Source organism: Sphingomonas sp., from assembly GCF_029239295.1.
In the GTDB taxonomy this organism is placed as follows: domain Bacteria; phylum Pseudomonadota; class Alphaproteobacteria; order Sphingomonadales; family Sphingomonadaceae; genus Sphingomonas.
This window is the reverse complement of the sequence record NZ_JAQZBC010000001.1, coordinates 1-12,680: the sequence shown is the minus strand read 5'-3', so window position 1 is coordinate 12,680 and position 12,680 is coordinate 1. Positions and strand designations below refer to the sequence as shown.

Annotated in this window: 12 protein-coding genes; 10 read left to right on the top strand and 2 right to left on the bottom strand. The window is 65.9% G+C overall.

Translation table 11 applies throughout. The annotated features are described in order from the left end of the window. Positions 1–71: 71 nt before the first annotated feature. Positions 72–2,099, bottom strand: a complete 2,028-nt coding sequence (glyS, locus tag K0S66_RS00060; RefSeq protein ID WP_301073022.1) for a glycine--tRNA ligase subunit beta — start codon at positions 2,097–2,099, stop codon at positions 72–74. After that, on the bottom strand, positions 2,096–2,965 hold the full coding sequence (locus tag K0S66_RS00055; RefSeq protein ID WP_294441812.1) for a glycine--tRNA ligase subunit alpha: 870 nt from the start codon (positions 2,963–2,965) through the stop codon (positions 2,096–2,098). The genes glyS and K0S66_RS00055 overlap by 4 nt, the downstream gene beginning before the upstream one ends. Before the next feature lie 130 nt (positions 2,966–3,095). Here K0S66_RS00055 and K0S66_RS00050 point away from each other — a divergent pair, with 130 nt between their 5' ends. From K0S66_RS00050 to K0S66_RS00005, 10 genes are all read left to right on the top strand, one after another. Then, a complete protein-coding gene (locus K0S66_RS00050) occupies positions 3,096–3,992 on the top strand; it encodes a TraB/GumN family protein (protein WP_301073021.1) in 897 nt (298 codons plus the stop codon). A 124-nt stretch (positions 3,993–4,116) separates the two neighbouring features. Then, entirely contained in the window at positions 4,117–4,728 is a 612-nt protein-coding gene (locus K0S66_RS00045; protein WP_301073020.1) for a 50S ribosomal protein L25/general stress protein Ctc, read from the top strand. Positions 4,729–4,829: 101 nt separating this feature from the next. Next, positions 4,830–5,399 (top strand): aminoacyl-tRNA hydrolase, encoded by a 570-nt coding sequence (gene pth, locus K0S66_RS00040; RefSeq protein WP_301073019.1) that lies wholly within the window; start codon positions 4,830–4,832, stop codon positions 5,397–5,399. Between the two features lie 59 nt (positions 5,400–5,458). Beyond that, positions 5,459–6,559: a glutamate 5-kinase gene (gene proB, locus K0S66_RS00035; RefSeq protein ID WP_301073018.1), complete on the top strand. Its 1,101-nt coding sequence runs from the start codon at positions 5,459–5,461 to the stop codon at positions 6,557–6,559. After that, the gene (locus K0S66_RS00030; protein ID WP_301073017.1) at positions 6,556–7,437 is read left to right on the top strand and encodes an NAD-dependent epimerase/dehydratase family protein; all 882 of its coding nucleotides are present in this window, start codon (positions 6,556–6,558) and stop codon (positions 7,435–7,437) included. The genes proB and K0S66_RS00030 overlap by 4 nt, the downstream gene beginning before the upstream one ends. Positions 7,438–7,493: 56 nt before the next feature. Continuing rightward, positions 7,494–7,736: an acyl carrier protein gene (locus K0S66_RS00025; protein ID WP_046410945.1), complete on the top strand. Its 243-nt coding sequence runs from the start codon at positions 7,494–7,496 to the stop codon at positions 7,734–7,736. A gap of 96 nt (positions 7,737–7,832) precedes the next feature. Continuing rightward, a complete protein-coding gene (locus K0S66_RS00020; protein WP_301073016.1) occupies positions 7,833–9,095 on the top strand; it encodes an aminotransferase class I/II-fold pyridoxal phosphate-dependent enzyme in 1,263 nt (420 codons plus the stop codon). An 88-nt stretch (positions 9,096–9,183) separates the two neighbouring features. Then, complete coding sequence (locus K0S66_RS00015) at positions 9,184–11,070, top strand: ATP-binding protein (RefSeq protein WP_301073015.1); 1,887 nt, start codon at positions 9,184–9,186, stop codon at positions 11,068–11,070. Positions 11,071–11,172: 102 nt separating this feature from the next. Continuing rightward, complete coding sequence (lptF, locus tag K0S66_RS00010; protein WP_301073014.1) at positions 11,173–12,369, top strand: LPS export ABC transporter permease LptF; 1,197 nt, start codon at positions 11,173–11,175, stop codon at positions 12,367–12,369. After that, a partial coding sequence (locus tag K0S66_RS00005) for an LptF/LptG family permease (RefSeq protein ID WP_301073012.1) occupies positions 12,366–12,680 on the top strand: 315 nt, incomplete at its 3' end. The genes lptF and K0S66_RS00005, both read left to right, overlap by 4 nt.

The window sequence follows — 12,680 nt, the reverse complement described above, 5'->3', positions numbered from 1 at the left end:
TCGCAACACACGCCCGGGCGCCGGATTGCAAGTACAAAGCGGCACCCAAACAGATGTAACCGTTTACCCTATCACCCTTCGATGCGCGAGAAATCGGCCACGCCGTGAACGGCTGCCCGGACGCGCGCCAACAACGCCAGACGGCCGGCACGTTTTCCGGAATCGGCATCATTTACGGTGACTTGGTCGAAGAATGCGTCGATCGGCGCGCGCAGCGTGGCGAGCGCGGCCATGGCCGCTTCGTAATCCTCGTTCGCGATCGCGTCGGCCGAGGAAGGTTCGGCCGCATCCAGCGCGGCGACCAGCGCAGCTTCGGCCGGTTCGCGGAGATAATCGGCCGCGGACTGAGCGGGGCTGGCCAGATACCCTTCCTTCTTCAGGATATTGGCCGCGCGCTTGTATCCGGCGAGGAGATTGGCGCCATCCTCGGTCCCGACGAACGATTGCAGCGCCTTCACCCGCGCGAGCAGGCGGACGAGATCGTCCTCACCGCCGAGGGCGAACACCGCATCGATCAGATCGTGACGAACGCCGGCTTCGCGCTGCTGGACCTTGAGGCGATCGGCGAAGAAGTCGAGCACGTCACCGCTGACGATCCGCGACAGCGGGAAACGGAGACCGTTGTCGAGGATCAGCGCGAGGATGCCGAGCGCGGAGCGGCGGAGCGCGAACGGGTCCTTGGACCCGCTCGGCTTCAGATCCGCGCCGAAGAACTGGGTGATGCTGTCCAACTTGTCCGCGAGTGACACCGCAACCGTCACTGGCGCAGTGGGGACGTCGTCGCCCTGGCCGACGGGCTTGTAGTGATCGCGGATCGCCTCGGCGACTTCGACGGGTTCGCCCTGCGCGGCGGCGTAATAGCCGCCCATCAGGCCCTGGAGCTCGGGGAATTCGCCGACCATGCCGGTGACGAGATCGGCCTTGGCGAGACGTGCGGCGCGTTCGGCCAACTCGGGATCGGCGCCCTTGACGATGCCTTCCTCGGCCAGCCAGCGAGCAAGCTTCGCGACGCGATCAACCTTGTCGGCGACGGTGCCGAGCTTTTCGTGAAAGATGATCTTTTCGAGCTTCTTCGCCTGGTCAGCGAGCGGCACCTTGAGATCGGTTTCGTAGAAGAAGCGCGCGTCGGACAGGCGCGCGGCGAGCACCTTGCGGTTGCCCTCCACGATCCGCTCGCCGCCATCCGCCGCGTCGATGTTCGAGGTGCAGACGAAGGCGTTGGCGAGTTTCCCGCCGGCATCGCGGCAGACGAAATACTTCTGGTTCACGCGCGCGGTGAGCTGGATCACCTCCGGCGGGACGTCGAGGAATGCCTCGTCGAAGCGGCCGAGCAGCGGCACCGGCCATTCGGTAAGACCGGCGTTCTCGCTGACCAGCCCCTCGTCCTCGACCAGCGTCAGCCCGGCCATGTTCGCGGCGAGCTTCGCGCCGAGCGCGATCGTCGCGCGGCGTTCGTTCTGGTCGACGATGACGTGGCAGGCGCGCAGCTTCTCGACATAGTCGCCGGCGCTGCCGATGGTGATGACGCCGGGATGATGGAAGCGATGGCCGACCGTCGCCGCGCCGCTTTCGACGCCAGCGATCGAGCATGGCACCACATCGTCGCCGAACAGCGCGATGATCCCCTGCAGCGGGCGTACCCAGCGCGGGCTTTCGGTCGAGATCGATGCCTCGCCCCAGCGCATCGACTTGGGCCAGGGGAAGGCGCGGATGATCGCGGGGATCGCGTCTGCCAGCACATCCGCGGTGGCGCGACCCGGCTTGTCGATCACCGCGAACAATGTCGCGCGGCCCTTCACCTCGCGGGTCTGGAGCGCGTCGCGCGTCAGGCCCGCCTTGCGCAGGAAGCCTTCGACCGCGGCGTCAGGCGCGTCGGCGGGCGGGCCCTTCAGCTCCTCACTCACCGCCTGCGTCTGCGCGGGCAGGTCGCGCGCGATCAGCGCCAGGCGCCGCGGGGTCGCGTAGGTGACGAGTTCGGCGGCCTTGAGCCCCGCCTTGTCGAGTTCGGCGGTGAACAGGCGGGCGAGATCCTCGCGCGCCTTGTCCTGCATGCGCGCCGGGATTTCCTCCGACCGCAGCTCGAGAAGAAAGTCGGTCATGCCGCGCTCCAGTTCGGGAAGCGGGCTTTCCAGCCCTCGGCATTCTTTTCCATATACGCCGTGCAGGCACCCTTCGCGAGATCGCGGACGCGGCCGATATAGGCCTGACGCTCAGCGACCGAAATCACGCCGCGCGCGTTCAGTAGGTTGAAGATGTGGCTCGCCTCGATCGCCTGCTCATAGGCCGGGATCGGCAGCTTCGCCGCGAGGCAATTCTCGCATTCGGCCGCCGCCTTGCGGAACAGATCGAACAGCGTGTCGGTGTCGGCGACCTCGAAGTTCCAGGTCGACATCTGCCGCTCGTTTTCGAGGAACACGTCGCCATAGGAAACGCCAGCGTCATTGAAGCGCAGGTCGTACACATTGTCGACGTTCTGGATGTACATCGCCAGCCGTTCGAGCCCGTAGGTGAGCTCGCCCGCGACGGGCTTGCAATCGAAGCCGCCCATCTGCTGGAAATAGGTGAACTGGGTCACCTCCATCCCGTCGCACCACACTTCCCAGCCGAGGCCCCAGGCGCCCAGCGTCGGGCTTTCCCAGTCATCCTCGACGAAGCGGATGTCGTGGCGGGTGAAATCGATGCCGATCGCCGCGAGCGAACCGAGATACAGCTCCTGCAGATCGGGCGGGCTGGGCTTCAGGATCACCTGATATTGGTAATAATGCTGCAGCCGGTTCGGGTTCTCGCCATAGCGGCCATCGGTCGGGCGGCGGCTGGGCTGAACGAAGGCGGCATTCCAAGGATCGGGACCCAGGGCGCGCAGCGTCGTCGCCGGGTGGAAAGTGCCGGCGCCCATGCGCATGTCATAGGGCTGAAGAATGGCGCAGCCCCGCGCTCCCCAATAGGAATGGAGGCGCAGGATCATGTCCTGGAAGCTTAACGGCGCGTCTGTTGAGGTGGCGTTCATCGCAGGGCGGGCAATGGCGGATGGCTCGCCAACAGGCAAGGCCCCCGCTAGGCTGGCCCCACCCCGATCAGGAAGGTTTCCCAGACCCGTGTTTCGCCCCTTCACCTCACTGTTTGCGTCCGTCGGCCTTGCCTTCACCCTGCCCGCCTGCGCCCAGCCCGCGCCGGTCGTGCAGCAGGACGCGGACCCTGCGCTGTGGGTGGTGCGCGACAAGGACACGACGATCTATCTGTTCGGCACGATCCACGTCCTGAAGCCGGGCCTGTCGTGGTTCGACGAGGCGGTGAAGAAGGCGTTCGATCGATCGGGCACGCTGGTGCTGGAAATGGTCGAGCCGGACAAGGAGACGCAGGAACGCGTTGTGGTGTCGAAGGCGTTCGCGCCCGCCGGCCCGTCGCTGACCGAGAAGCTGCCCGCCGACAAGCGCGAGCCGTTCATCAAGGCGCTGGAGGAGAACAAGCTGCCGCGCGCGACGTTCGAGCGGATGCAGCCGTGGTTCGCCGCGATCAGCCTGTCGGCGCTGCCGGTGCAGAAGCTGGGCTATGATTCGAGCAACGGGCCCGAGGGCGTGCTGACCAAGGCCGCCAAGGCACAGAAGAAGCAGGTCGTCGGGCTGGAAACGTTTGAAGGGCAGATGTCGATTTTCGACTCGCTGTCACAGAAGGCTCAGCTCGAGCTCCTCACCTCTACGGTCGACGAGCTGCCGACGGCGGGCGAAACGATGAACCGCATGGTCGCAGACTGGGCCAGCGGCAATCCCGATGGCCTGGCCAAGACGATGAACGACAGCCTGAAGAACTCGCCGGAGGTGAACAAGGCGCTGCTGGTCGATCGCAATGCCAAATGGGCGGCGTGGATCGCCGAGCGGATGCGCACCCCCGGCCGCGTGTTCATCGCCGTCGGCGCCGGGCACCTTGCGGGGCCGGAAAGCGTGCAGGCACAGCTGGGCAAGTACAAGCTGAAGGCGGTGCGGGTTAAGTATTGAGCGGCGCGCGCCGGCGGGAAGGATTGCCTTTTGCCCCCTTCCCCGCTAAGCGCGCCCGCTTCCGGCCATGGTCATCCCTGGAGGCGTGGCGCGGAAGGACACACATGAGTTTCGGAGAATATTGATGAGCGACCAGCTGACGCTCGCAGCCGAGACGCGTGACCGGGTTGGCAAGGGAGCCTCCCGGGCGCTGCGTCGTGACGGCCGCGTACCCGCCGTGATCTACGGCCAGAACAAGGAACCCGCCTCGATCCATCTCGAGGAAAAGGCGCTTTCGAAGGCGCTTGGCACGGGCCACTTCATGAACACGATCGTGATGATCAACGGCGAGCGCACCCTGCCCAAGGACGTGCACTTCCACCCGGTCACCGACCGTCCGGTTCACGTCGACTTCCTGCGCATTTCGGCCAACACGTCGGTCACCGTTGCGGTGCCGGTGGTGTTCGTCGACGAGGAAGAAGCACCCGGCCTGAAGAAGGGTGGCGTGCTGAACGTCGTACGTCACGAGCTGGAACTGGTGTGCGACGCCGGCAACATGCCGTCGGAAGTCGTTGTGTCGCTCAAGGGCCTCGAAGTGGGCGATTCGCTCCACATCTCGGCCGTGACGCTGCCCAAGGGCACGCAGTCGGCGATCGACGATCGTGACTACACCATTGCGACGGTTGTCGCTCCTTCGGCGCTGAAGTCCGAAGAGGGTGCGGCTGCTGACGCTGCCGAGGAAGCTGCTGGCGAGTAATGTCGCTGGTCGCCGCGTGATGCGGCGCGATTTCGCGGGCGGGTGGCGGCAACGCCCCCGCCCGTTTTCGTTTGGGCGCTAGCGATACGAATGGATCGGTGATGCAGCTATGGGTCGGCCTGGGTAATCCGGGCCCGCAATATGCGATGCAGCGGCACAATGTCGGCTTCATGGCGGTGGATGCGATCGCCGAGGTGCATGATTTCGGTGCCACGGCGAAGAAGTTTCAGGGCTGGGTGCGCGAAGGGCGGCTGGGCAATGAGAAGGTGCTGCTGCTGAAGCCGGCGACCTTCATGAACGAAAGCGGCCGCAGCGTTGCGGAAGCGCTTCGCTTCTACAAGCTGGATGTCGGCGCGCTGACGGTGTTCCATGACGAACTGGACCTGGCGCCGATGAAGGTGAAGGTGCGCATGGGCGGCGGGCTGGCGGGGCACAATGGCCTGCGATCGATCGACCAGTATCTCGGCCCAGAGTTCCGCCGGGTGCGGATCGGCATCGGCCATCCGGGGCACAAGGATCGCGCGACCGGCCACGTGCTGGGCAATTATGCCAAGAGCGAGATCGATCCGCTGACCGACCTGCTCGGCGCGTTGGCCTCCGAGGCGCCGACGTTGGCGGCAGGCGATGACGTGCGCTTCATGAACGACGTGGCGTTGCGGCTGCAGGGCTGATCGCCCAGCGCCGTCAGCGCCCTTCCCCATTGCCGCGCCGCGCAGTATCGCCGGCTGCCATGCTGTTTCCGCCCGCCTCCTGCCCCCGCCTCGTGGTGAAGATCGGATCGGCGCTGCTGGTCGATCCATCAGGTGCGGTGCGGCGCGACTGGCTGGCGGGGATTGCCGCCGATGTGGCCGCGCGCGCGGCCGCCGGGCAGCAGGTGGCGATCGTCTCCTCCGGCGCGATTGCACTTGGCGCGCGGCGGCTGGGCCTGCCACGCGGCGGGCGCGCCAGCCTGGAGGATGCGCAGGCCGCGGCCGCGACAGGGCAGATCGCGCTCAGCCAGACATGGGCCGAGGTGCTGGGGGCCAACGACCTGACCGCCGCGCAGATGCTGGTGACGCTGGACGATCTGGAGGATCGCCGCCGTTATCTGAACGCCGCCGCGACGCTCGGCCGGCTGCTCCAGCTCGGCACGGTGCCCGTCATCAACGAAAATGACAGCGTCGCGACCGCGGAGATCCGCTTTGGCGACAACGACCGGCTGGCGGCGCGGGTGGCGCAGGCGGCAGGGGCCGAGGGCGTCGTGCTGCTGTCCGACATCGATGGCTTGTACGATCGCAACCCGGCGCAGCCCGGTGCCGTGCATATCCCGGAAGTCGCCCGGATCGATGCGGAGATTGCGGCGATGGCCGATGATGGATCGGCATCCGGCATGGGATCGGGCGGGATGGTGTCCAAGATCGCGGCGGCGCGGATCGCCACGGGCGCCGGCGTTGCGCTGGCCATTGCATCGGGTCGGATCGATCGGCCGCTGTCCACCGATGCGCGGCACACGATCTTCCTTCCCGAAAAGCGCACCGGCGCGCGCAAGGCGTGGCTCGCGGGGCGGCTGACGACGAAGGGCGTCATCACGGTGGACGCCGGCGCGGCGCTGGCGCTGGCGGCGGGGCGCAGCCTGCTCGCGGCGGGCGCGACCGCTGTCACCGGCAGCTTCACGCGCGGTGACGTGGTGACGATCGCCGGGCCGGACGGGCCGATCGCGCGCGGTCTGGCGGAATATGACTCAACCGAGATGCAGCGCCTGCTCGGCCGCCGCAGCGACGAGCAGGAGGCGTTGCTCGGCTATGCCCCGCGCGCCGCACTGATCCACCGCAACCATATGGCGCTGCTATGATCCTGGCGTTGACCGGCGGGACCGGCTTTGTTGGCCGCGCCACGATCGATGCGGCGCTGAAGGCCGGGCATGAGGTGCGCGCGCTGGCCCGCCGGACGCAACCGGCGCGCGACGGGGTTCGGTGGGTTCCTGGGGCCCTGGACGACGCGGACAGCCTTGCGGCGCTGGTCGACGGGGCGGATGCAGTCGTCCACATCGCGGGTGTCGTCAACGCGCCCGACAAGGCGGGCTTCGTCGCCGGCAATATCGAGGGGACAAGGGCGGTCGTCGCCGCCACCGGCACGCGGCGGTTGGTCCATGTATCCTCGCTGTCGGCACGCGAGCCGCAACTCTCCATCTACGGCTGGTCGAAGCGCGAGGCTGAAGCGATCGTCACGCAAAGCGACAGCGACTGGACGATTGTTCGCCCGACCGGCGTCTATGGGCCGGGAGACACCGAATTGCGCGACATGTTCCGGCTGGCGCAGCTGGGGCTTGCCTTTCTGCCGCCGCCCGGCCGCGTGTCGCTGATCCATGTCGAGGATCTGGCGCGATTGCTGGTCACCCTCGCCGCTCGCCAGGGCGCGCACGAGCTGTACGAAGTCGATGATGGCGAGACGCTGACCCATGCCGATCTGGCGGCCGCGATCGGCCAGGCTGTCGGCCGACGCGTGATGCCGATGCACTTGCCCACGCCGCTGATGCGGCTGGGCGCGTGGCTGGACCGGATGCTGCGCGGGGACGGCGCCAAGCTGACGCTCGACCGGGTGAATTACCTCAGCCACCCGGACTGGACCGCGACCCCCGACCTTCGTCCACCGGCGACACTCTGGCGTCCCGAGATCGCGCTCGACGCAGGGCTGGCGCAAACCGCGCGATCGTACGCCATCGCACGATGACCACGCTTCCGCCGCATTCGATTGGCACCTCGCCTGCTTGCAGCTAAGGACCCGTCATGAGCGACCGCGACAGCATCTTCGACACCGTCAAGGCCCAGATCGAACCCTTCAACAAGAAGGGCGTGACGGTAACCGAGGCAACCACGTTCCAGGGCGATCTTGAATGGGATTCGCTGACCGTCATGGATTTCGTCGCCGCGATCGAGGACGAATTCGACATCATCATCACGATGAACATGCAGGCAGAGATCGAGACGGTAGGGCAGCTTGCCGATGCCGTTGCCAAGCTGAAGAACTGAACGCCCGTTTCTGCAACGGGCAATGACGAAAGGTGGCCGGGCGCATCGCGCCCGTTGAACCGACACGACCAGAGTTGAACGGTTGGGAATGAACACATGACCGAAACCGGCCTCCAGGCTGAAGCCCTGCCCGTCGAGACTGCCGCCGTGGCCCCCGAACGCGACCTGTTCGACAAGTTCGCTCCGTTGATCGCAGAGCGTCAGGCGCTGCTCGATTCCGGCGTGCGCGATCCGTTCGGGATCGTCATGGAGGAGGTGAAGTCCCCCACCGTCGCGGTCATCAAGGGCCGCGAGACGATCCTGCTGGGCACCTACAATTATATGGGAATGACGTTCGATCCGGACGTCATCGCCGCCGGCAAGAATGCGTTCGACAAGTTCGGCAGCGGCACCAACGGCAGCCGCGCACTGAACGGCACGTTCCATGACCATATGGAAGTCGAGCAGGCGCTGCGCGACTTCTACGGCATGACCGGGGCGATTGTGTTTTCAACGGGTTACCAGGCAAACCTCGGCGTCATTTCAGCCATTGCCGGCAAGGGTGAGTATATCATCCTGGACGCCGACAGCCATGCGTCGATCTACGACGGGTGCGCGATGGGCAATGCGGAGGTCGTCCGCTTCCGTCACAATTCGGTCGAGGACCTCGACAAGCGGCTCGGCCGGCTACCCAAGGAGCCGGGCAAGCTCGTCGTCCTGGAAGGCGTCTATTCGATGCTGGGCGACATCGCGCCGCTGAAGGAGATGGTCGCGGTCGCCAAGAAGCACGGCGCGATGGTGCTGGTCGATGAAGCGCATTCGATGGGCTTTTTCGGCCCCAACGGCCGCGGCGTCTATGAGGACCAGGGCCTGCAGGATGACGTCGATTTCGTCATTGGCACCTTTTCCAAGTCGGTCGGAACCGTCGGCGGCTTCTGCGTATCGAACCACCCCAAGTTCGAGATCCTGCGCTTCGTCTGCCGCCCCTACATCTTCACCGCCAGCCTGCCGCCCGCCGTCGTCGCCTCAGCGACCGCGTCGATCCGCAAGCTGATGCACGCCGCCGACAAGCGCGAGCGGCTGTGGGCGAACACCCGCCAGCTTCACGGCGGGCTGAAGCAGCTTGGCTTCCGGCTCCCCACCGAAGAGGCGGAATCGGCCATCGTGGCGGTTATCCTCGACGATCAGGACCAGGCCGTTCGGATGTGGCACGGGCTGCTGGAAGCAGGGCTGTACGTCAACGTCGCGCGACCGCCGGCGACCCCCGCGGGCATGTTCCTGCTTCGCTGCTCGGTTTGTGCCGAGCATACGCCCGAACAGATGGCCCAGGTGGTGGCGATGTTCGAGGCTGCGGGACGGGCGACGGGTGTAATCGGCTGAACGCCCGCGTAGCGCTTCCGCGAGACGCGCGGCTTTGATAGACCGTTACGCCGTGGCAACGGCAGGCACAGGGATCGCTTTCAAGAGCATGGCTTCGGCCTGGCGCCTCGTGATGTTCATCGTGATGGGGCTGGCGGGTGTCGGCGTGCTGGTCGCGCTGATCCTGACGCTCGGCGAGGCGAACAATCAGCGCAACCGCGCGTCCTCGCTTCAGTCGCACAGCTATGATGTGATGATCCTGGCGCGCACGCTGTCCGGGACGATCGCGCGGTCCGAGGCAGCGCTGGGGCGCTATGTCATCTCCGGCGACAAGCAGCTGGGGCGTTTGTATTTCGAGGATTGGCGTCGTGCCAAGGACCAGCTGCAGCGGCTGGCCAACCTGACACGCGACAATGCCGCCCAGCGCCCGATGGTCGACCGATTGCAGAGCGCCTTTGACGAGCGTGGCGAGCAGCTGTCGCTCACGGCGCTGGCGACCAACTACGGCAAGAACCAGCAGGCGCTGTCGCGCTACTATGAAGCGCGCCAGGCGTCGGCGCTGACCGAAATCAATCGCCTGCTGGATGAGGTGATCGCCAGCGAGCGTACGCTGCTGATCACGCGGACCGAGGCGACGATGGCGTTGGTCGAACGTTCGACCCGCGCCGCCTTTGTCCTGTCGTCCTTTGGTGTCCTGTTGCTGATCGGCGCAATCATCCTGGGATGGTTGACGATGCGTGCTTCGACCGACCGAGCGATCGCGCGCGCCGAGGCAGACGTGGCCCACGCCCGGGCCGACGAACTTTCGATCGCTGTGGCCGAGGCAACCGAGGAGTTGCGGGCGCAGGAAGCTCGTCTGCGGCAGGCGCAGAAGATGGACGCGATCGGTCAACTGACCGGCGGTATTGCACATGATTTCAACAACATGTTGGCGGTTGTTATTGGCGGCCTGGAACTGGCGCAGCGATCGCTGGCCAGTGGCGGGCCGGATACCTCAAGGCATTTGGAGAGCGCGCGCGAAGGCGCGGTGCGCGCGGCGGAATTGACCCGCCGGCTGCTCGCCTTTGCCCGCGAAGGCGCAATCGCTCCCGAGCGTATTCACGTTGGTACGCTGCTAACCGGCATGCGTGATCTGCTTGATCGGACGCTCGGCGACGCGATCCAGATCGACATCATCGAACATGGCGACGAGGCGCATGTTCGCGCCGACCGGGTCCAGTTCGAGAATTGCATTCTCAATTTGGCCGTCAACGCACGCGACGCGATGGACGGGCGCGGCCGCGTGAGCATCACGTCGGGGGTCGAGCGGACGACCGCCGGCACCTTCGTGACCATCGCGGTGCGCGACGATGGATGCGGCATGACGCCGGACATCATGGAACGCGTGTTCGAACCGTTCTTCACCACCAAGCCGGTCGGCAAGGGTACCGGGCTGGGGCTGAGCCAGATCTTCTCCTTTGCCCGCCAACTCGACGGCGAAGTGGCGATAGAATCGACGCCGGGTGCGGGAACGACGGTCATTCTTCGCCTTCCGCAGGACAGGGAGGCCGACGTCGTGGCCGCAGTCGACGAAGCGACGACGGTCGAGATCGGCATGGCTGAGAATCTGACCATACTGGTGGTGGAGGACGACGAGCGGGTGCTGCGCGCCACCGTCGGCGCGCTGGAGGAACTGGGCCATCGCGTGATCGCGTGCGACGATCCGCTGCGCGCGCCGGCATTGCTGGACGACAATGCCCCGGTCGACCTCATCATGAGCGATGTGCTGATGCCGGTGCAGACCGGGCCCGAAATGGTGGAGGCGCTGCCCGAACGCCACGGCCATATCGCCGTGCTGTTCGTCACTGGCTACGCCGGCGAGGCGAGCGATGCCGCGATGTTCGGCGGGCATCACGTCCTGCGAAAGCCCTTCACGCTGGCCGCGCTGGAGCGGTCGCTGGCCGACGCGTTCTCGCGGGGAACCGCGGCGACGGCGGACCGAATGGCGGCCGAATAGGACGAAGCGGCGGCGAGCGGGACCGAAAAGGGCTGGCGCTCGTTACCTTCTCGCCTATACCGGCGCACCCATCCGCAAGATCGAGCCCCTTAGCCGCGCCTCATGAAATCGATCGACCGCTACATGGCCCGGCTGATCGCGCTGCCGCTGTTCTCGACGCTCGTCATTGCGGCGATGCTCCTTCTCCTTGACCGCATGCTTCGCCTGTTCGACTTCGTCGCGACCGAGGGCGGCCCGGTCAGCGTCGTGTGGCAGCTGCTCGCCAACCTGCTGCCGGAGTATCTTGGCCTGGGCATCCCGATCGGGTTGTTGCTGGGCGTGTTGCTCGCCTTCCGCCGTCTTGCGACCTCGTCCGAACTGGACGTAATGCGCGGTGTTGGAATGAGTTACGGTCGATTGCTGCGCGTGCCTTATATGTACGCGGTCGGACTGGCGCTCATCAATCTGGCGATCGTCGGCTTCATACAGCCGCGCGCGCGCTACGCCTATGAGGGGCTGCGGTTCGAACTGCGGACCGGTGCGCTGGGCGCATCGATCAAGGTCGGCGAGTTCACCCATCTGGGCGATCGCATGACGATGCGGATCGAGCGCAGCCGCGACAAGGGACGTGAGCTTTCCGGCATTTTCGTCCACGCCCAAACGCCCAAGGGCGACTGGATCGGCGTGACGGCAGAGCGTGGCCAGTTCTTCGCCACGGACGATCCCAACACGATCATTTTCCGGCTGACCAACGGCACGTTGATCCACAATCGACCCGACTTCCCCACGCCGCGCGTGCTGACGTTCAGCGCGCACGACCTGCCGATCGACCTGCCCAAGTTCGAGCAGTTCCGCGCCCGCGGCGGTCGCAACCTTGAATATACGCTGCCCGAACTGGTGAAGATCGGAACGAGTGGCGGCAGCGAGGAAGCGCGCGATTCCAGCCAGGCCGAATTGTACTTCCGACTGGCAGAGGTGCTGATGATGTTCCTGCTGCCGCTGCTGGCGGTGGCGCTGGGCGTGCCGCCGAAGCGATCAACCTCCGCGCTGGGCGTCTTCCTGTCGATCGTGATGGTGGTCGCCTATCACAAGGTGAACCAATATGCCGCGTCGATCGGCGAGCTTGGCAGGGTCGACCCGTTCATCGCCCTGTGGACACCGTTCGCGATCTTCGCCGCGCTGATCATCTGGATGTATTACACCTTGGCCTATGTACCGGGCGGACAACCGATCGGCGCGCTGGAGCGCGTCGCCAGCAAGACGCTAAAAGCCATCACGAGCCGCCTGCCCGGCCGCCGCCGCCGGAAGGCACAGGCATGACCGCTTTCTTCCCGTCCAAGACCGTCGCGCTCTACATGGGACGCATGTTCCTGGTCCGCACGTTCGGCATCCTGGCCGGGCTGGTGCTGGTTCTTCAGGCGCTCGATCTGCTGGGCGAGTCAGGCAAGATCCTGGCGGTACCGGGCAATACCGACGCGCAGGTGTGGCAGTATATGTCGCTGCGCGTACCGCAGATCATTGCACGCTTCCTGCCCTTCGCCGTGCTGCTCGGCACGATCCTGACGCTGATCACGATGAACCAGAACAGCGAGATCGTGGCGCTGAAATCGTCCGGCATGTCGGCGCATCAG

Coding starts and splice junctions, on each gene's coding strand:
- K0S66_RS00045 (WP_301073020.1), top strand. CDS start 4,117: ATGAGCGACCAGCTGACGCTCGCAGCCGAGACGCGTGACCGGGTTGGC.
- K0S66_RS00025 (WP_046410945.1), top strand. CDS start 7,494: ATGAGCGACCGCGACAGCATCTTCGACACCGTCAAGGCCCAGATCGAA.
- glyS (WP_301073022.1), bottom strand. CDS start 2,099: ATGACCGACTTTCTTCTCGAGCTGCGGTCGGAGGAAATCCCGGCGCGC.
- K0S66_RS00015 (WP_301073015.1), top strand. CDS start 9,184: ATGGCTTCGGCCTGGCGCCTCGTGATGTTCATCGTGATGGGGCTGGCG.
- lptF (WP_301073014.1), top strand. CDS start 11,173: ATGAAATCGATCGACCGCTACATGGCCCGGCTGATCGCGCTGCCGCTG.
- K0S66_RS00020 (WP_301073016.1), top strand. CDS start 7,833: ATGACCGAAACCGGCCTCCAGGCTGAAGCCCTGCCCGTCGAGACTGCC.
- K0S66_RS00055 (WP_294441812.1), bottom strand. CDS start 2,965: ATGATCCTGCGCCTCCATTCCTATTGGGGAGCGCGGGGCTGCGCCATT.
- proB (WP_301073018.1), top strand. CDS start 5,459: ATGCTGTTTCCGCCCGCCTCCTGCCCCCGCCTCGTGGTGAAGATCGGA.
- K0S66_RS00030 (WP_301073017.1), top strand. CDS start 6,556: ATGATCCTGGCGTTGACCGGCGGGACCGGCTTTGTTGGCCGCGCCACG.
- pth (WP_301073019.1), top strand. CDS start 4,830: ATGCAGCTATGGGTCGGCCTGGGTAATCCGGGCCCGCAATATGCGATG.